The following is an 18387-nucleotide window of genomic DNA, read 5'->3' on the forward strand; positions in this document are numbered from 1 at the left end:
GCCGCTCATTCCGCACCCGCCAGCCGACGGGAGTTGCCGACGGCCATGGTCCGGACGTCCTCCTCGGTGAAGCCCTCGGCGAGCAGCCGGTCGGCCAGCAGGGCGAGACCGTCCTCCACGGGCGGGTTGAACGGCTGGCCGAGGTCGCTGGAGAGCACCGAGTGCTCCGGCCCCACGGCGTCGATGTGCTCGTACCACGTCTCCCAGGTGACCTTGCCGGAGTGCGGCGTGGTGAAGCAGCGTTCGAGCAGCGCGCCCTTGGCCGCGAGCGCCCGCTGCCGGTCGATCGCGACCCGCTGGGAGGTGAACTCCGGATGGGTGATCACGATGCGGCGGACGCCCTCCTCCCCGGCCGCGTCCACCACCGCGTCGATCTCGTCCGCGCTGAGGTGGCCGGTGGCGAGCGTCATGTCGTGTCCTGCGATCACCCGCAGCACCTGCCGGGTCCGCTCCAGCACGGCTCCGCCGGGCCCCACGACTTCCACCGGATCGGCCGCCATCCCCGCCTCCCGCAGCTCGTCCTGCAACCGGGCCCACATGGGCGGCGTGGCCCCCTCGGGGTCGCCGGCCGTGCAGGCCCGCTGGTTGGCGCTGTCGACGGTGGGCAGCCACACGACCTGCGCGCCGCCGCGGGCGGCGATCTCGACGGCGACGGGGTTCATGCCGCCCACGGACGCGTTCAGGGTGATCGCGCCGACCGCGCCGAACCCGGGCACCGCCGCCCGCACCACCGCGGCCCGCTCCGTCGTGGGGACGTAGTGCGACTTGAGCACGAACCCGGCCAGCCCCACCTCCGCGAAGCGCCCCGCCAGGGTGAGGTCGTCTATCCGCCTGCGCATCACATCGGGTGCCACGTGGATGTGGATGTCGTAGGCGCCCGCGACGAGCTCACGGGCTCGGGCGGAAGGCTTGGGATGGTCCGCCATACGTGGTCCCCCAATGTCGTTGGTCATCTTGGGAAACAGATTGTTTACAATATCGGCGACAACCGTCAAGGGGTTGCCTCGCAACACCTTGATCATATAACGCCGCTTGGATTGTCAACAATTTTGTGGCGAGAATCGCGCGACTACACCGCGCTCGACGTCCCGCTATGACGCGGCCGCCACTTCTTGCCGACCGCAGGCCCGGATCTTGTATCCGCCAGGTAGACGCGCTGCGTATCGGATCTGTTACACCCTGTGATGGAGCTGCCCTGGAAGCCCTCCAGGCTGCACCGACACGAGGAGAAACCGTAATGAAGTCGAGCACACGCGGCATGCGCATCGCATCGATTACCGGCACCGTCGCCCTCGCCATCCTGGCTTGCGCCGCCCCCGCCACGGCGGCGGCCCCACCCGTCTCCGGCTCCGCCCGGGCCGGAGACATCTGCCTGTACAGCGGGCGGGACTACACCGGCTCGTCGTGGTGCTGGAACCCGGGGAACGGCTACGTGGACGTTCCCCCGGCCCTGCACGACAACGTGGGCTCCTTCATGGCGCACGCCGACGGATGTTTCATCAACTGGATCCACGTCCCCGACCGCAAGGAGACACGCGTCGTCCGGGACGGCGACTACCGCAGGGTTTACAAGGACGACTTCGGCGGCAAGATCGACGCCGTGGCGCCCCGCTGCTGAGCACCTGAGCCGACCTGGACACGCGGGCCCCCGGCGCACGCGGCGCGAAGGGGCCCGCGCGCGCCGGGAAACTAAATGAGCAAAACGAAACCTCTTCCAGGTCCTTACGCGTCTCTCAGATAACCAGCCTCATCGGCTGCACGGAGGGAGGCCGTAATGGACCTTGTCCTGCTGATTCTCTCGGTGGCCCTGGCGGCGATCGCCGTCACCATCGCCTTCGCGATCAAACGCGAGCACGCCGCCACCCGGGCGGCCGCCGCCGGATCCCGCGCGCGCGACCTCGATCATTACGAACTCGCCTATCTGGCGGGCGGTTCCGGGAAAGTGGTCGACACGGCCATCACACTCCTGGCCGAAAGCGGAGAGCTGCGCGTGTCACGGGGGCCGCGCTTCTTCACCGTCTCCAAGAGATCCGCCACGGACGAGCCTGTCGAGCGGGAGACTCTGGCCGCCGTCGCGGCGAACGACGGCCCGTCAAGGTTCCTGGTGAGCCGGGCCGTGGGCGGTGGCCCGGCCATGAGGGAGCTGGAGCACCGCGTCGCCGAGCTGGGCCTGATCCTGGCCGATGCCCGTCTCGCACGGCTCACGCGGCTGGCCCGCGGGCTGCGGGTGATCTCCGTCCTGGCGGTCGCCGGGGTCGTCGCGGGGGCGGTCGTGCTCGCCGCAGGCCCGACGCCGTTACCGCTGGTCACCGTACTCGTCCTGCTGGCCACCGGGATCGGCGCGGTGGTCGTGCTCGCCGGCGACAGGAAGTCCAGGCGGGGCAGGCTCACGGCCGACGGCGCGGCGGAGCTGGGCCGGGTACGCAAGGCGCACCCCGCGGGCTCGGGAAACGGACCGGTGTACGTCGCGCTGTACGGTCACTGGGCACTGCGCGACACGGACCTGAGCAGGGCGCTGGACACCTACATCCCCCGGACCGCACCTCGGCGCAGGCCGCGGTCGACGTCCGGAAGCAGCAGCGGCACCTATTCCGGTGGTTGCGGCGGATCGACCCACAGCGGGTCGAGCTGCGGCACCGGGTCCTCGTCCTCGGGCTGCGGCAGCGGCTCCTCAGGCTGCGGCGGCGGGTCCGGCTGCGGGGGCGGCGGTTGCGGGGGCGGCGGCAGCTGACCTGCCCGACCTACTCAAGGCGATGGTGGGCGTCGTCCTGAGCAGAGGCTTGATCGTTCACCTGCCCGCCCCACCGCGACGCCACGCATCCGGGCCCGATCACGAGGTTGACCTGCGCAACGGCCAGCCATGCGGCGCGCTGCCGGGCTGCACGGAGCGCGACATCTCCGCATTGACAGGCAAGTGACGGCTTGCCTATCATCGCCGCATGGGCGACGTCTTCAAGGCCCTGGCCGACCCCACCCGGCGGACCATCCTCGACGAACTGACCGAACACGACGGCCAGACCCTGTTCGAGATCTGTGTCCGCCTGACGAGCCGACATCAGCTGAGCCTGACCAGGCAGGCCGTGTCCCAGCATCTGGCGGTGCTGGAGGAGGCCGGGCTGATCACCACGCGCAAGCAGGGGCGGTACAAATTCCACCACCTCGACACCACTCCCCTGGCCGCCATCTTCGAACGGTGGCCGATCACCAGGAAGGGACAGGCACCATGAAGATCTACATCACCAGCGTGTTCGTGGACGACCAGCAGAAGGCCCTCGCCTTCTACACCGACGTGCTCGGCTTCATCAAGAAGCATGACATCCCGCTGGGCGGGGCCCAGTGGCTGACGGTCGTCTCGCCGGAGGACCCCGAGGGCACGGAGCTGCTGCTGGAGCCGGACGGGCACCCCGCAGTCGGGCCGTACAAGAAGGCGCTGGTCGCCGACGGCATTCCGGCCGCCTCGTTCCAGGTCACGGACGTGCAGGCGGAGTACGAGCGGCTGCGCGGGCTGGGGGTGACGTTCACGCAGGAGCCGTTGGCGGCAGGACCGGTGACCATGGCGGTCTTCGACGACACCTGCGGGAACCTGATCCAGATCGTGGCCCCGGCCTAGCGGTGCTTTGCCATGATCGGGGCTGCCGGTGCGAGGGGCGGTGGCCGAGGATGATCGCCAGGCACGGATCTCGTGCGGCGACCGCCGAACTGGGCCAAGGGCTTGAGATAGGTCACGATGACGGCATGACGACCACCGAAGTGGACGTGTCCGCCGAGCCGGCAGGGGGCGAGACGCGGATCAGGGGGTTCTGAACGCGCCGGCGTTGCGTGCGCACCAGGCGGCGAAGGTGCGGGGCTTGCGCAGAAGCAGGCGTTCCACGGTGTCGGTGCGGAAGCCGGCGGTGTCGGCGCGCATGAGGTGGAACCCCTCGATGACGGCCTCGGCCAGCGCCGGAGGGGCCCCGTCGGGGAATCGGGAGGCGACGGCCTCCTCCGCCGTGGTCACCGCCCGGATCGCGATCTCCCGGCCGGCCGCCGCAGCGAGGATCTTGACCTGCTCGGTGATGGTGAACAGCTCCTCACCGGTGAGGACGTACTCCTGGCCCTGGTGGCCGTCACCGGTCAGGGCCAGGGCCGCGACGGCGGCGATGTCGGCGGGGTCGATCGGCGCGTACCGGCCGGGGCCGACCGGATCGAGGACGTACCCCGCCTCACGGACGGTGGGCAGCCAGTCGAAGGCGTTGGTCATGAAGCCGCCGGGCCGCAGGAAGGTGGCCGGGATGCCGGACGCCCGGATGGCCTGCTCGCGTTCGTGGTGCCAGCGGCCCATGGCGGGCATGGGGTCGCCGAGCACGTTGAACGAGGACAGGTGCACGATGTGGCGCACCCCGGCGGACCGGGCGGCGGCGACGGCGTGCCGGGTGTGGTCGAGGCCGATGCCCGGGGTGAGCAGGAACAGCCGGTCCGCTCCGGCGAAGGCGGGCGGCAGCGTCGCCGGGTCGTTCAGGTCCGCCACGACCCGTTCGACCTGCTCGGGCAAGGCGGCGGCGCGGGCCGGGTCGCGGACCAGGACGCGGAACGGCACGCCGGTCTCGTCCAGCTCGCGGACGAGCTCGCGGCCGACGTTTCCGGTGGCACCGGTGACCAGTATCATGAGAACCCCTAAATCGTGTACCGGTTAATGATCGAGGAGAACGTTAACCGGTACACGATCTGCTGTCAATCGCCCCATGCCGCACTCGCGGCATCACCGGAGGTCCTCGACGTGCCTGAATTCCTGGACGTGCACAGCAAGACGTCGAAGGCGCTGCGGGCGGCGGCCGAGGCGGCCGTGCGACGCCACGGGCTGCACCTGGGGCAAGATCACCTCCTCGCGGTGCTGTGGCAACAGGACGGCCGCACCCCAGGCGAGGTCGCCGCCGCGCTGAACGTCACCACCCCCAACGTGGTCAAGGCGGCCAACCGGATGGCCGCGGCGGGCCTGCTCACCCGACGCCGCGACGACCGGGACAACCGCCTGGTCCGGCTGTGGCTCACCGACGCCGGGCGCACCCTGCAGGCACCCATCGAGAAGGAACGGCGGTTGCTCGAGGAGAAGGTCACCGCCGACCTCACCGAGACCGAACGCGAACATCTCCTCAGCGCACTCAGGAAGATCCACCGATCGGCGAACGCCCTGCTGGAGGCCCCCATCGAGCACCACGACCCGACCACCACCTGACCCTGGGCCAGCGAGGCGACGCACCGGCCGAACTGCTTACGCCTCGGCCGTAAAGGCCAAAGCGGTCACCCTGAGTGGCGGCGCCTGCACATTCGGGAGAACATCGAGGGGTACCTGGAACCCCCGTCCCGGCGAAGGAGCCTCGCATGCTGGCGAAAGTGGCCGATGGGATCGCTGACCGGTATCAAAGCCTCCAGAGGTGGGCGAGCGAGCGGTTCGCCGACAACCCCCGCGAGGCGGAGATCGCGAAGTACGCGGTCATCGTGGTGTGCGTCTCGGTCGTGGCCCTCGTCTCGGTCACGCTGTTGTGGCTGGCCGTCATGGTGCTGGGCGGCCTGGTCAACGGCGTGGCCCATGGCCTTGCCACCAGCCTGACGTGGGCGCTGGAACGGGTGGCCGACTGGCACCTCACCGAGGTCGTCACCAAGCCGGTCCATGACTACATCACCGCCCACGCCGCCGGCCTGCCCTCCGGAGCCGAAGCGATCTGGTCGGCCTGGGCGCTGACCGGGCCGGTCCTGTGGCTGCTCTGCTGGCTGCTGCGGTCCTGGGGAGCCCGCCTGGCCTGGGTCCTGTACGGCGCCGGCACGGTCGCGATGGTCTACAGCGCCAGCCCGGCCAATGGGCAGTTGCTCGCCGCGGGCATCGCCGTCCTGTACTGGGGCGTGCTGTCGGTGTTCGCCTTCCGCGGCGTCGGCCGCCGCCGCCCGACGGTGCAGGTCCACCCGGCCCCCGACGTCAGCACCACGCTGGTGCAGCTGCGCGAGTACCTGAACGAACAGTTCGAGGACGTTCAGGCTCGCATGACCGGCATCGAGGCGGCGGCCAAGGATGAGCTCGCCGCCCGGCGGGCAGACTCATGAACCGTTGACGTGCCGACCCGAATCTAGCGTCGATCGCTCCACGAGCCGCGGTGCACGACCTCCTCCAGCGGCCTCCGGCCGCGCTTCAGCGAGGGCGAGCGCTTGTCCTGCGCCCGGTATCCCACGCTGATCACCCCGATCGGCGTGTACGCCTCGGGCACCCCGAAGACCTCCTTGAACGCCTTCGTCCGCTCGCCCGGCGGGATCCCGAAGAAGCAGGCGCCCAGCCCCTCGTCGACGGCGGTCAGCAGCATCAGCAGCGAGGCGAACCCGGTGTCGATGTCCCAGTACGGCACCGGCCAGCGGGCCTCGTCCCTGTCCTCCCAGCCCTTGTCGCCCTCGGCGTACCGGTCGAGGTAGGCCTGCTTGTGCGACAGGGCGACGATCAGCAGCGGCGCCCGCCGCAGCCCCATCCCCCACTCGGAGTCGTCGGTGGACGCCTCCCAGAACCGCTCGCGGTCGGCCGGATCCTCCAGCACCAGGAACGCCCAGCCCTGGCTGAACCCGGCGGAGGGCGCGTGCAGCGCGTTGCCGAGGATCCGGTCGACCACGGCGGCGGGCACCGCACGGTCCGGGTCGTAGTTCCGGACCATGCGGCGCCGCCGTACCACCTCTTGAAACTCCATAGGAGTCAGTATCGCTCGGCGATCCCCGTGTTGATCTCGACGAGGGCCACCATCGCGTCCGTGACGCCGATGAGGTCGGGGTCGGCGAGGGTCTGCTGCGCGTGCTTGGCGGCCTCGCCGACCGTGTGCAGGTGCAGCCGCTCGATCGTGATCGTGCGGACGGCCGTCGCCGCGTTGATCCGCCTGCTGCCCACGTTGAAGTACGTGGTCAGCAGCTCGGCGCGGAGGTTGCGCGGCGGCAGCAGCGGCAGCGTGAACGCGGCCGCCACCTCGTGCTGGGACAGCTGGCCGTCGGGCGTCGAGCCGTCGATCCCGTCGAAGCGGGTGTCGGTGGCCTGGACCCTGGCCAGCAGCTCCGATGTCCGCATCGAGGGGAAGGCCAGCCAGATGCCCTGCGGGCGCGGGTCCCTGCTCGGCGCGGTCTCGGTCACGGTGCTGGTGGAGGTCGCCGTGGCCGGGGTGTAGGAGCAGCCCTTGGCGTTGCCGTAGGAGACCTGCGACTGCCCGGTCAGGACGGTCCCGCCCACCACGAGCAGGCTGGAACGGCTGCTGAAGGCCACGGTCGTGGTCGAACCGGCCGCCAGCGTGCCCAGGTTCCAGGTCAGCGTGCCGCCGGCGACCGCGTCAGGCTTGGGGCCCGCGCCCTTGTCGAGGGCGGTGCTGTAGTACACCTCGGGCGGCAGCTTGTAGGTGAGCTTGGCTCCGGTGGCGCTCGCGCCTCCGGTGTTCTTCACCGTCAGCGTGGTCGTCACCGCCTCGGCCGCGCCGGCGGTGGGCGTCGCGCTCGCCGCCAGGGTGAGCTTCGGCGCCTTGACCGCGGTCGAGGCCTTGCCGGTGTTGTCGGAAGTGTCCTCCTCCGCGCCTCCTGCCACGTTCTTGCCCACGACGGTGGCGGAGTTGGTGACCGTGGCGGCGTCGCCGGTCGCGCACGGGATCGCATAGGTGAAGGTCTCGCTGCGGCTCGCCCCGGCGGCCAGGTCGGGCAGGTCGCGGGCGACGGCGGTGCCGTCGGGCAGCGTGTCGGTGAGCTTGACGGACTCCGCCCCGCCCTTGCCGACGTTGTCCACCTTGACCGTGTAGGTGAGGGTGTCGCCGGGCTCGGCCGACTCCTTGTCGACGGTCTTGGTGGTGGCCAGGTCGGGCGTGTAGAAGTCCTGGAAACCGGCCTCGATCTTGGCCGCGGTCACGAAGTCGATCTCACGGCCGGACTCCACGCCGCCGCCGGGCTTGGAGACGTCGAGCTTCAGGTGTCCCCAGTCGTCGTAGTCGGTGAGGATCGGGTCGCGGCCCCTGTCGTCGCTGCCCGCCAGCGGCGTCGACTGGCACGTGTTGTCGGACCCCTGGATGATCGCGTCGCTGAACTGGACGTCGTCGCCCATCCTGGCGGAGTCGATCGTGTTGTTGGTGCCCGCCAGGACGCACACGTCGTCCTCGGAGTTGATGTCGGCCGCGATCGTGGGCGGGTCCTCCGTCCCGTTCACGTTCCAGTCCAGCCAGTCGACGGCCGGGTCGACCGGGCCGTACTGCTCCGGCTTGCTGGGGATCTTCCAGCGCGCGTAGTCGTCGCCGGGGCCGATGGCCTTGCTCTCGTCGAGGTGATCACGGTCGAGCCGGGGCATCCGGCCCCGGCTGTAGTCCAGGCGGCGGGGCGCCGGGTCCAGGCCCGTCGGGATGCCGGCCGGCTCGTAGGCGTAGTTCATGATGCTGAGGTAGTTGGGCTTGTAGTTGGTCCGGGTGTCGCCGCCGTGGGCGAGCCCGAGCGCGTGTCCCAGCTCGTGCATCAGCGTGCCGGCCTGGTCGCGGGCCGTACCGGAGAAGACGACGTCCGGACCGCTGCCTGGCTTCATCAACTGGATGTCGTCGGAACCCTTCTTGACCTTGCTGTTGCAGACGTGGTCAGGGCCGACGCCGATCTGGCTGCCCTTGAGGAAGTCGTCTCCCACCACGGTGGAGTCCAGCTTGCCGTTCGGGCCCCCGTCGACGCACCACGTGCGCCACTCGCCGAGCGTGACGATGAAGTCGCGGTTGCCGCGGCTGGGGTCGCAGCACCGGCCGGAGACCATGCTGCCGGCGGTGAGGTCGTGGGCGAAGATCGTGTAGTGCGCGTACGGCGCAAGCTGCCCTGGCAGGTCGGCCGTCCTGGCGTTGGCGAAGGCGGTGTCCTTCTCCGTCATCACGGCCTGTTCCGGAATGCCCGTGCCGACGATGGGGATGAAGTCCACCCCGTCGTCCAGCGGGACGCCGCCGTAGGGGCAGGGCTGGGTGGCCGTGGCCGAGCCGTCCTCGAAGGCGCGCCTGAGCTCCTGGAGCGCGGCGTCCTTGGGCCGGTGGGTGTGCTGGGAGTCGCCGGTCATCCAGTCGATCCACACGATGACCGTCTTGCGGCAGGGGTTGGCGCCCAGCTGCTTCAGGTCGAACCTCATCGAGTCGTCGGGGTTGCGGATGCCGAAGCGCTCGATGACGTCGGGGATGCCGTCGCCGTCGATGTCGGGCAGCGGGCCGCTGGTCCGCTCGATCCTGAAGCCGATCCCCGCCCGCTTGCCGTCGTGCGCGTTGGGGAAGTTGGGGTCGCCGTCGCCCTCCACGTAGGTCTGGCCCGGCGTGAGCAGGTCACCGGGGTCGGTCCAGGTGTCGGTGCCGATGTCGTACTGGAGCTCAAGGTCGTCGTCCTGGTTCTGCGGGCTGATGTCCAGCTTGTCGTCGCCGCCGTTGAGGCCGCCGTCCTCGTCCCAGAGGCGGATGAGGATCGGCACCTTGGTGGTGTCGTCCGGGACCTGTACGTCCTGGGTGAAGATCCACGGTGGGTCGAACGCGCTGGGATCGAAGTCGTCGTCCTCCACCGCGCTCCTGCGCTGCAGGTCGCCGTTCCCGATGCGGATCTCGGGGAAGTAGTTGCCCGTGCCGTTGTCGGGACTCTCGATCTGGTGGATCTTGTTGATCGTGAGCCGGAGCGTGACGCCCGTACTGGCCTGGGCGGCGGGTGTGCCGACCACCACCAGGCTGAGCGCGATCAGGGATAACACTGTGAGTAAGCGCATGCTGCCAGGATGAAGTGACCTCGCGGGACGCACATGAGTAAGGTCTACTCAGAACCTTGGGCGCTTCGCGGTCGTCATACCAACCATGATGAAGCTCATGATCACCGTGGCCGCCACCCTGACGCTCGCCGCCACCCCCGCCCTCGCCCAGACCAAGCCGGTTGTCGGTCCGAACGGTTTCGGCGGGCTGAAGCTCGGCATGTCGCTCAAGCAGGCCAAAGCGGCCGGGATCACCAAGAAGATCGACGGCGGCACCGACGGCTGCTCGGGCTGGGACCTGAAGAAGTATCCGACCGGCAAGGACAACGTCGGCCTGTACATCTCGCCGAAGCTGGGTGTGGCCGCCTTCTTCGCGCCCAAGGCCGCCAAGACTCCCGAAGGCGTGGCGGCCGGGACGGCCAAGTCGCAGCTGAAGAAGGTCTACCCGAACCTCAAGCAGGACACGCACGGCTTCTGGGTGACCACGGTGCCGGGCAACACGAAGGCCTACTACTCCTTCACCGTCCTGCACGGCAAGGTCACGGAGTTCGGCATGGCCCTGAAGAAGCAGGACTGCTTCAACTGAGCGGCTCAACCTTCCGCATGATCCCGGCGGGGTTGGACGCGAAGTTCCGGCTCCCGCCGACCGAGGCCACGCGCCGGTCGGCGGGAGCCGCATCGGCGGGCTGAGATCAGATATCCAGCAGGGCGGCGGTGCGGTCGTAGACGACACGGGCGAGGGCGGTGTCCGGGCCGGCGGTGAAGGGTGACCGGGGCGGAGTCGGTGAAGAAGCCGATGCGGGCCTCGGGGCGCTGGACGCCCGCGAGCGCCCCCGTTCGCCTCCGGCACCGGGTCGGCGGTGGCCGGCCACGCCCCGGTCCGCCCGCGCGCTCACACAGCTCGCATCCCCGTATATACCGCCCTCGGACGGGTCATCGGCCCGGGGCGCGGTACCCCATCCGGTAGACGGCCAGCGGGCGCCGCAGCGCGGTGATGTCGGAGAGCGGGTCGCCCGCCACAGCCAGCAGATCGGCGTCGAACCCGGGCGCGATCCTGCCCTTGCGCTCCCCCACCCGGCAGACGCGGGCCGCGCCCGATGTGATCGCCCGCAGCACGTCCAGAGGCGCGTACCCGTGCTCGACCAGCATCTCCGCCCCGTACGGCAGCACTCCGTGGGGCTTGGGCGGCCCGATGCCCGCGTCCGTCCCGATGACGAAGTCCACCCCGGCGGCCTGAACGGCCCGCAGCGCCTCCCTCATGCCCGCCATCCGCTGCTGGATACGCGGCGGCAGCGGCGCCGGGCCGGGCAGCACCCCCGCCGTGAGGGACACCACGACGTCGGCGGCGGCCAGCCGGGCGATCATCGCGTGGTCCACCGCGTAGGAGTCCTCGGTGAAGAACGAGCAGTGCTCGATCGAGTCGAACCCGGCGTCCAGGACGTGCGCGATCCCCTCCGCGCAGTGGACGTGCCCGGTGATCGGCAGGCCGTGCGCGTGGGCCTCGTCGGCCGCCGCCCTCAGCTCGGCGAGGCCGTACTGGAGCAGGTGAGAGTGCGTGCCTGGCGTCATCTCGCCGCCCGTCACCATCATCTTGATCACGTGGACGCCGCGCGCCGCCCGTTCCCGTACGGCCTCGCGCACCCCGTGCTCCCCCGCCGCCTCACCGCCCAGGAACCAGCAGTGCCCCCTGGGAGTGGTGATCGGCGGCCCGGCGGAGAGGATCTCCGGCCCGTCGAGCCCGAGGTCGAGCCCGAGCGCCAGGTAGTCCCGGTCCCCCAGGTCGCGTACGGTCGTCACCCCGGCCGCGAGGTGCTGCCGCGCGGCCTGCCGCATCCGGTCGGCGAGCCCCGGCGGTTCCAGCATCGCCACGACGTCGCGGCTCGCGTCGAAGGCCAGGTGGACGTGGCAGTCGATGAGTCCGGGCAGCAGCGTGGCATCACCCAGGTCGACCGTGGCCGGCACCTCGGTGGTGATGCCGGTGATGCGGCCGTCCTCGACGATCACCACCTGGTCGTGGCGCATTTCCTGGCCGTCGAAGAGACGGCGGGCGCGTAGGGCGAGCATGGCTCCACCGTCGCGCCCTCGCGCCGCGATCGCCTGAGTATGCCCTACTCAACTTCGCCCGCGCCCCAGCCCTGATGTCGCCCCCCGGATCGCGAGCGCCACCACCGCGATCCCCACGGCCGCCCTCGGCGCCGTGCCGAACGCCGCATGGTGTCATGGAGGGCCGAAGCGGAACCGTGCGACGGTCGCGCTCCGGGCCTCCACGTGAGCTAGGTGTCCGGCCCGCTCAGAAGATCTTGTTCCATGTGTTCTTGACCTTCGACCAGCCTGACTTCACTTTGTCGTACGTCTTGATCGCAGTGTCGGCGGCGAGCCCGCCGATCAGTCCGCCGACATAGCCACCCACCGCGCCGCAGGCCACCGCGATCGCCGCGCCGGGCAGGCACAATCCGACCCCCGCGCTCGCTCCGAGGGCCGCGCTGGTCGCCACAGTTCCGCCGCGGAGGGTGGCGCGGCCCAGCCGCTCCCCCTTGGTGAGGTCGGAACCCCCGTCTTCCTCGTACTGTTCGTAAGCCGTGACGCCGAATTCGAGCCCGTAGCCGACTACGCCCAGAAATTTGCCGGCCTTGCTGAGACGCCTTCCCCACTTGATCCCGCGGGCCAGGGCGCGGTTGGCATCGCCGTTGTACCAGAGGCGCGCACCGCGGTTGAGCCAGCGGTTCCGGTTGGTCAGTATCAACGCCGAACCGATCTTCCTGATCCTGTCGTAGTTGCGGAGCCCGATGATCGCCGACCGCCCTGCCCGGGAGTCGAAGCCGTCCGCGGCGGCTCCCAGGCCGAGCAGGAGCCAGCTCAGCCCGTCGAACTTGCGGGGGTCGACGCCCTCCACGGCGTCCTGGCAGAAGTTCTGGAGGGGCATGCCGAGCCCGCAGACAGCGCCCACGGACGCCTTTGCCACGGAGTACACGCCGCGGGCCGGATTGGAGCGACGACCGTTACCACCACGGTGGCCGCTACTACTACTGCTGCCTTTTTTGTCGAGGATGGAGCCGATGACCTCGCCGATGATCCCCCCGCCGGGAATGACCGGCGGGAAGTAGAACTTGCCGTCCGGGTCGGTGAAGGTGACGGGGCTGTTGCCGGCGTAGGCGTAGCCGTTCATCTGCTGCGGGTCCTGCGAGTCGATGATCGGGTCGACGCTGATGAATCTGCCGGTCGCCGGGTCGTACTCGCGGGCGCCGAGATGGGTGAGGCCGGTCGGGTCGTCGGTGCCGCCGACGAAGCCGCGCTCTCCCGGCCAGGTGCCGATCGAGGTCCCGCGCCGCTGGCCGAAGGGGGTGAAGCGGCGTTGCGACAGCTGCTGCGTGGCGGCGTCGATCGCGAGTTCGCCGGTACCGTTCTGGTCGGCCGCCAGGAAGGTGACACCCTTCGGGGTGCGGACCGCGACGGTGACCGTGTCGTGGACGTAGTAGCGGGTGGCCTCGACCTTGGCCGTGACGTTGTCCAGGCGCAGTTCCATCCCCGGCAGGTACAGGGTGGCCCCGGCTGGGTCGCGGCGGATGAGCCGGTTGCCGTCGGCGTCGTAGACGTAGGAGGTGGCCTTCCCGCCCTCGGTGGTCTTGCTGAGCCGTCCTTCGACGTCCCACTCCAGGCTCTGGTCGTGGCGGCTCAGCGTGTTGCCGATGTCGTCGTAGGTGTAGGTGTCGGACCGCGCCCCGGCGCCGCCGGTCTGGGTGAGCGAGGAGAGCGCGTGCGGCCGGGGCGCCCCCGGCGCGGGGTAGGTGTAGGAGCGGACGGTGTCGGCGGCACCGCCGACACCGTGCTGGACCTCCTTCGTACGGTTGCCGGTCGGGTCGTAGGTGAACGACTGCCAGTACGGCGCCACGCCCCCGACCACGCCGGCGGCCGGCGTCCCGGCGCACGACGGCGTGCCCTGGGTCCAGGCCTCGGTCATCCGGCGCAGGTAGTCGTGGGCGAAGCACTGGGTGTCGGTGCCGTCGCGCGAGACGTCCGAGATCATGGTGATGTTCCCGGCCGGGTCGTATCCGTACGTGGCCGCGCGGTCCACCCCCGCGACCTCCTCACGGTCGGTCCTGGAGGAGTGCAGGCGCTGGGTGCCGAACTCGTAGGAGTAGGTGAGCCACGCCTTCTTGCCGCCGGTGGACAGCTCGTACTGCTCCGGTTTGCCGGTCAGGCTGTGCGTGGACCTGGTCACGTACGGGGTGAGGCCCGAGGTGGTCGTCGGCCTGCGCAGCTCGTCGTAGCCGTAGACGACGGTTTCGGCCGCGAGGCCGCCGGAGTCGGGGAAGCTCGTCGACTGCGTCGTGCCGTCCAGTTTGTAGCGGTTGTCGAACTGGTAGCTCCCGGCCAGCTTGCCCTCGGACGCGGGGATCGTCACGGTGGTGCGGATCACCCGGTCGAGGCTGTCGTAGGCGTTGACCGCGGTCGTGTACGCCTGCCCGTCGGTGTAGCGGGTGGCGCTGGACAGCTGGCCCTTGTGGACCGTGTCGTAGACCCAGGACGTGATTACGGGCCCGTCCGCCGCGCCCTCCCGGACCTCGGTCTTCCGGCTCAGCGCGTCGTAGGTGGTGAAGACCTTCCGGTGCCGGGCGTCCTCGATCGAGGTGACCCGGTCGAGGTCGTCGTAGGTGTACTTGGTGGTTCCCTTGTCCGGGTCGTCGGTCTGGATCTCCCGCCGCCGCAGGTCGTAGTGGTGGGTCCAGGTGTTGCCGACGCCGTCCTTCACGGTCGCCCGATCGCCCATCGGGGTGTAGGTGTAGAAGGTCGCGTCATAGGCGCCCGCCGGGGTGCCGCCGCGGTACTGGCGCAGCTCGACGAGCCGGCCGCGGGCGTCGAAGACGGAGGTCGACGCCGTCGCACCCGCCGGCGGGGTCACCGAGGTCCGGTCGCCCGAATAGGCCGTCGTGGTGCGCCACTTCTCGCGGGTCTCCCCGTTCCCCACCAGGAAGCGCCGGACCGTCTCCCGGTTGCGGCCGTCGTAGTCGTGAGCCGTCTGCGACTCGACGTTGCCCTCGTAGGGGCCGAACAGGGTCGTCGAAGGAGCGCCGGTCGAGTAGTACTGGCCGTACTCGCGGGCGAGGTTGCCGCGGGAGTCGTAGAGGGTGTCGGCGATCAGCCGCCCGCCCCCGGAGCCCTGGTCCTGGACCTGGCGCAGTCGCAGCCACCCGTCGTACAGCTCGTACGTCGGCGCGGTCTGGTCGCCCTCGGCGGTCAGCCGCCGGGTGCCGATCGCGATGATCTGGCCGTCGGCGATGCGGTAGCTGAACTCCAGGTTGGGCGTCTGCTTGGCCTGCTTGGACCGGTCGGGCAGCCACACCGCGCCGAGGCGGCCCAGGGCGTCGTACTGGAGGTCGGTGCGCTTGTCGTCGGCGTCCACCTTGGCGGTCGGCAGGCCGAAGGCCGGGTCGCGCTCCTCGCGGATGACGTGCGCCGTGGTCTCGTCACCGGGTTTCGCCGGCGGCCCGGTCACCCGCACTTCGGTGGTCAGCCCGGCGGTGTCGGTGAAGACGGTGGTGGTGACGTTGCCCGCCGCGTCCTTGGAGGTGAGGTCGCGCCCGTAGGAGTCGTACGTGGAGGTCTCCGCCGCCACGTACGTCGCCTTCGTGCCGTCGTGGGCGGCGATCTCCTCGCTCTTGGTGAGCAGGCCCTTGACCGGGGCGGCGCCGACGGCCCCGCCGTCGTAGGACGAGCGCTCGGCCTCCAGCAGCTGCTTCGAACGGTCGGGAGTGACCGAGCAGCTCACCGAGACGGTCTCCGACCCGGAGGGGAAGTTCAGCATCCACCGCTTGTCGTCCTGGGCGTAGCTGACGCGGACGCACCGGTCGTCGGCGTTCGTGGACACGTCGCCTTCGTCGTCGGTCTGCGTGACGAGGCCGGCAGTCGGCTCATAGGTGACCGAGCTCTCCGCCTCGCGCCACTTGCCGCCGTCGAGCGCCGTCCACGTGTGGGTCTTGGCGACGTTGACGAGGTTGGAGGTGACCGTCCCCCAGCTGCGGGTACGGCTCGCCGTCTGCCGCCGCCACGGGGTGTTGACGGTCTTGACCTCCACCGCGCCGCCCGGTCCGGCGAACTCCGTCCTCTTCAGCTCGAAGCCCGCCAGGGCGTCATGGTCGACGTGCTCGCCGCCTTCGCCGTCGGAGATCTTGACGCTCTTGGCACCGCCGTCGGCGTTCAGGCGGTCGCCGTCCATGCCGCGGAGGTACAGGTGCTCGGTGAGGGAGCGGGGGTCGTTCCACCCGCCCGTCGTGACCTGGACGCGCCCGTAACCCCGCCACTGCGACCAGGTCTTGTACTTCTCCTTGGTGATGCCGTCGTCGTCGTCGAAGTGCCAGGCCGCTCCGTCGGGATAATCGTACGACGTCAGCATGTCGGGCCCGCCGCCGGTCCGGTCCGACCGGACGACCTGGGTGACGACGTACTTGTGGAACCAGTCCTGGATCGGCTCCTCGTAACCGGCGGGCGTCCACTTCACGGGGAAGCAGCGGCGGGTGTTGGTCTCCGGTTTCGGCAGCGAGCCGAGCGTGCAGTCCTCGTCGGAGTAGTTGACGTCTATCTGGCCGCCGGACTCGTCGTAGATCGCGCCGAGCCGGTACTTGACGAACGGCGCGATGTCGTCGCCCTGCTTGTCGACGCGGTTGGGCAGCTGGACGTGGTTGAACGTCACCAGCGGCAGCGTGATGACCGTGCCGGAGGCGAGGCCGGTGTGCTTGATCGACTTCAGCAGCAGCGCGCGGTCGACGTCCGCGTCGCCCCAGTCGTGGTCGAGCGTCCACGACTCGACGTCGCGGTAGGTGCCGTCGGCCTTCTGCACCTGGGTCTTGACCTCGGTGAGCCGCTTGCGCGACCAGAACGTGGGGGTGAGCGCGCCGTGGGTGCCCTTGCATTCCGTACCGGCCGCGCAGTCGAGGTCCCAGGGGACGTCGGGCCAGTTCAGCGGAGTGTTGTCGATCTTGTCCGGGGCGCACGCGGGGGCGTCGCCGAGGCAGCGCTCGGACACGCGGAAGACGACCAGTGCCGGGGCGTTGCCGGTGAAGAGGGAGTCCGCGCGGCGGCCGTACTCGATGCGGTCGAGCCAGCCTCCCCTGACGTACGGGGTGTCGTCGGCCGGCTCGAGGTTGCGGCCGTAGCGGTTGCCCTCCTGCTTGTAGAAGTAGGTGATGGCGTTGCCGCGCGGGTCCACGACGTAGTCGAGGTTCCACCGGTAGGCCTGCTGGCACCAGGACTTGGCGAACGTGTCGCCGTGGCAGGGCTCGCCGGCGTCGTCGCCGAAGACGGGCTGGGTCCAGGCCGACCCGGTCTCGGACTTGCCGAAGCTCCAGCCGGGCAGCCGGTTGAGGCCGAAGAAGTACTGCACGCCGTCCGGGGTGGTCAGCTTCCAGTACTCGCCGTCGTCGTCGCCGTTGGCGGTGCCGGTGTCCTTCAGCCGCTCGACGCGGGTGCCGTCGTCGTTCTTCAACCGCCAGGTGCCGTCACCGGCCTGGACGAGCTCTCCGCCGTTGCCGTTCCAGCTGATGGCGGCGTTGTCGTACGCCCAGCACTGGTCGCCCGGCGGGGTGCCCCATTCGTCCTTGGGCGCGCCGTCGTCGGCGCAGGGCTTGTACCCGCGCTGGATGTAGCCGGGCCAGTAGTCGAAGCCCTCCCCCACCCAGGACGGCTGGTTGTTGGTGTTGGAGGTGCGGCCGTCCATGGCGCCGGAGGAGTAGGAGATCCCAACCTTCGGGGTCAGCTCGCCGGGCACGGGCGGCACCCGTATCGGGTAGGACCAGGAGAAGTCGCCGGACTGCTCCGACACCGACCACGTCGCCGAGGAGGAGAGCTTGGTGGCCGAGTAGTCGCCCTTGTCGCCGGAGTCGCCCGCGACTGCGGCGAGCACCGTCTGACCGCCCGCGCTCGCCGCTGCCGCTGCCGATGGCGATGGCGATGGCGATGGCGATGGCGATGGCGATGGCGATGGCGATGGCGATGGCGAGGCGACGTCGGTGGAGAGTCTCTTACGCTCCGTGTCGTTGTGCGAGGCCACCGGGGTCGTGGTCCGGCACTCGGGGTTCGACGGCGTGGTCAGTGCACACGAGGGCAGGCGCACCAGCCGGAGCCGGCTGCCGTAGGAGCCGCCGTACGCGCCCGCGAAGCCCGAGTAGTCGAGCTCCACCCCGACCGAGCCGTCCGCCGTCACGCCGAACACGACTCCGTCCACGCCGGCGCGCTCGCCGGCGGCGCGATCCATGACCTGGACCTGGACCTTGCTCGCGGCGGGCGCGACGCTCCTGTCCGTGCCGCGCGGCGCGCGCACCCACACCGGGAGGTCACCCGCGCGCTTCTCCTGCGCCGCGGCCGGCACCTCGGACTCGGCGGCGCCGGGCCGAGGCCATTGCGCCGCCGGCGTGGTCGCTCCGCCGGCCGCGGGATCGGGCTTGCGGGCGACGGCTTTCAGTGGCCGCCCGGCGACCACCCGTTCCGTTTTCCCGACAACGGGCGGCTCCTTCCTGGGAGCCGCCGACGCCTGTTCGGGTACCGCCACAAGCGTGCCCGCGGCGAGCATCACCGCCGAGAAAGCGGCGAGGTGACGCATGAGCCTGCCGGGGCCCTCGGATCTGCCCATCTGCATCCTCCGGACTGCCGATCGCCGCGCGGCGTGCTCGCCGCGC

13 protein-coding genes are annotated in these 18387 nt (G+C 70.3%); 7 read left to right on the forward strand and 6 right to left on the reverse strand.

The annotated features are described in order from the left end of the window. Positions 1–5: 5 nt before the first annotated feature. Positions 6–926: a DUF6282 family protein gene (locus ACWDRB_RS44815; RefSeq protein ID WP_449904741.1), complete on the reverse strand. Its 921-nt coding sequence runs from the start codon at positions 924–926 to the stop codon at positions 6–8. A gap of 311 nt (positions 927–1237) precedes the next feature. Here ACWDRB_RS44815 and ACWDRB_RS44820 point away from each other — a divergent pair, with 311 nt between their 5' ends. The 4 genes from ACWDRB_RS44820 (at position 1238) to ACWDRB_RS44835 (ending at position 3610) form a co-directional block, all read left to right on the forward strand. Continuing rightward, a complete protein-coding gene (locus ACWDRB_RS44820; protein ID WP_355202498.1) occupies positions 1238–1618 on the forward strand; it encodes a peptidase inhibitor family I36 protein in 381 nt (126 codons plus the stop codon). Between the two features lie 156 nt (positions 1619–1774). Further along, complete coding sequence (locus ACWDRB_RS44825) at positions 1775–2731, forward strand: TIGR04222 domain-containing membrane protein (RefSeq protein WP_449904743.1); 957 nt, start codon at positions 1775–1777, stop codon at positions 2729–2731. A 208-nt stretch (positions 2732–2939) separates the two neighbouring features. Continuing rightward, on the forward strand, positions 2940–3227 hold the full coding sequence (locus ACWDRB_RS44830) for an ArsR/SmtB family transcription factor (protein WP_397373524.1): 288 nt from the start codon (positions 2940–2942) through the stop codon (positions 3225–3227). Continuing rightward, positions 3224–3610, forward strand: a complete 387-nt coding sequence (locus ACWDRB_RS44835; RefSeq protein ID WP_449904746.1) for a VOC family protein — start codon at positions 3224–3226, stop codon at positions 3608–3610. Before ACWDRB_RS44830 ends, ACWDRB_RS44835 begins: the two co-directional genes overlap by 4 nt. Before the next feature lie 180 nt (positions 3611–3790). On the opposite strand, the gene ACWDRB_RS44840 is transcribed toward ACWDRB_RS44835, so the two are convergent. Next, on the reverse strand, positions 3791–4645 hold the full coding sequence (locus tag ACWDRB_RS44840; protein ID WP_449904748.1) for an NAD(P)H-binding protein: 855 nt from the start codon (positions 4643–4645) through the stop codon (positions 3791–3793). A 111-nt stretch (positions 4646–4756) separates the two neighbouring features. On the opposite strand from ACWDRB_RS44840, the gene ACWDRB_RS44845 reads away from it, so the two are divergent. Both ACWDRB_RS44845 and ACWDRB_RS44850 read left to right on the forward strand, forming a co-directional pair. Next, positions 4757–5212 (forward strand): MarR family winged helix-turn-helix transcriptional regulator, encoded by a 456-nt coding sequence (locus tag ACWDRB_RS44845; RefSeq protein ID WP_449904750.1) that lies wholly within the window; start codon positions 4757–4759, stop codon positions 5210–5212. Between the two features lie 146 nt (positions 5213–5358). Then, positions 5359–6075, forward strand: coding sequence for a hypothetical protein (locus tag ACWDRB_RS44850; protein WP_449904752.1), 717 nt, complete (start codon positions 5359–5361; stop codon positions 6073–6075). Between the two features lie 23 nt (positions 6076–6098). Here ACWDRB_RS44850 and ACWDRB_RS44855 read toward each other — a convergent pair whose 3' ends face one another. Together ACWDRB_RS44855 and ACWDRB_RS44860 are read right to left on the reverse strand one after the other, a co-directional pair. Continuing rightward, a complete protein-coding gene (locus ACWDRB_RS44855) occupies positions 6099–6701 on the reverse strand; it encodes a nitroreductase family protein (protein ID WP_449904754.1) in 603 nt (200 codons plus the stop codon). Between the two features lie 5 nt (positions 6702–6706). Further along, the gene (locus ACWDRB_RS44860; protein WP_449904756.1) at positions 6707–9739 is read right to left on the reverse strand and encodes a CARDB domain-containing protein; all 3033 of its coding nucleotides are present in this window, start codon (positions 9737–9739) and stop codon (positions 6707–6709) included. Between the two features lie 85 nt (positions 9740–9824). Between ACWDRB_RS44860 and ACWDRB_RS44865 the strand changes: the two genes are divergently transcribed. After that, positions 9825–10304 carry a hypothetical protein gene (locus ACWDRB_RS44865; protein WP_449904758.1) on the forward strand — a complete coding sequence of 160 codons (480 nt, stop codon included), beginning with the start codon at positions 9825–9827 and terminating at the stop codon, positions 10302–10304. Between the two features lie 347 nt (positions 10305–10651). Here the strand turns inward: ACWDRB_RS44865 and ACWDRB_RS44870 are convergent, their stop codons facing one another. Both ACWDRB_RS44870 and ACWDRB_RS44875 read right to left on the reverse strand, forming a co-directional pair. Beyond that, a complete protein-coding gene (locus ACWDRB_RS44870) occupies positions 10652–11782 on the reverse strand; it encodes an amidohydrolase family protein (RefSeq protein ID WP_449904760.1) in 1131 nt (376 codons plus the stop codon). Between the two features lie 226 nt (positions 11783–12008). Next, positions 12009–18341, reverse strand: coding sequence for an RHS repeat-associated core domain-containing protein (locus tag ACWDRB_RS44875; protein WP_449904762.1), 6333 nt, complete (start codon positions 18339–18341; stop codon positions 12009–12011). Positions 18342–18387: the final 46 nt, after the last annotated feature.

This window comes from Nonomuraea sp. NPDC003707 (genome assembly GCF_053587055.1).

What these genes read in the sequence shown, in the direction of transcription:
- ACWDRB_RS44815 (WP_449904741.1), bottom strand. Translation starts at nt 926, where the DNA reads ATGGCGGACCATCCCAAGCCTTCCGCCCGAGCCCGTGAGCTCGTCGCG.
- ACWDRB_RS44820 (WP_355202498.1), top strand. Translation starts at nt 1,238, where the DNA reads ATGAAGTCGAGCACACGCGGCATGCGCATCGCATCGATTACCGGCACC.
- ACWDRB_RS44825 (WP_449904743.1), top strand. Translation starts at nt 1,775, where the DNA reads ATGGACCTTGTCCTGCTGATTCTCTCGGTGGCCCTGGCGGCGATCGCC.
- ACWDRB_RS44830 (WP_397373524.1), top strand. Translation starts at nt 2,940, where the DNA reads ATGGGCGACGTCTTCAAGGCCCTGGCCGACCCCACCCGGCGGACCATC.
- ACWDRB_RS44835 (WP_449904746.1), top strand. Translation starts at nt 3,224, where the DNA reads ATGAAGATCTACATCACCAGCGTGTTCGTGGACGACCAGCAGAAGGCC.
- ACWDRB_RS44840 (WP_449904748.1), bottom strand. Translation starts at nt 4,645, where the DNA reads ATGATACTGGTCACCGGTGCCACCGGAAACGTCGGCCGCGAGCTCGTC.
- ACWDRB_RS44850 (WP_449904752.1), top strand. Translation starts at nt 5,359, where the DNA reads ATGCTGGCGAAAGTGGCCGATGGGATCGCTGACCGGTATCAAAGCCTC.
- ACWDRB_RS44855 (WP_449904754.1), bottom strand. Translation starts at nt 6,701, where the DNA reads ATGGAGTTTCAAGAGGTGGTACGGCGGCGCCGCATGGTCCGGAACTAC.
- ACWDRB_RS44860 (WP_449904756.1), bottom strand. Translation starts at nt 9,739, where the DNA reads ATGCGCTTACTCACAGTGTTATCCCTGATCGCGCTCAGCCTGGTGGTG.
- ACWDRB_RS44865 (WP_449904758.1), top strand. Translation starts at nt 9,825, where the DNA reads ATGATGAAGCTCATGATCACCGTGGCCGCCACCCTGACGCTCGCCGCC.
- ACWDRB_RS44870 (WP_449904760.1), bottom strand. Translation starts at nt 11,782, where the DNA reads ATGCTCGCCCTACGCGCCCGCCGTCTCTTCGACGGCCAGGAAATGCGC.
- ACWDRB_RS44875 (WP_449904762.1), bottom strand. Translation starts at nt 18,341, where the DNA reads ATGGGCAGATCCGAGGGCCCCGGCAGGCTCATGCGTCACCTCGCCGCT.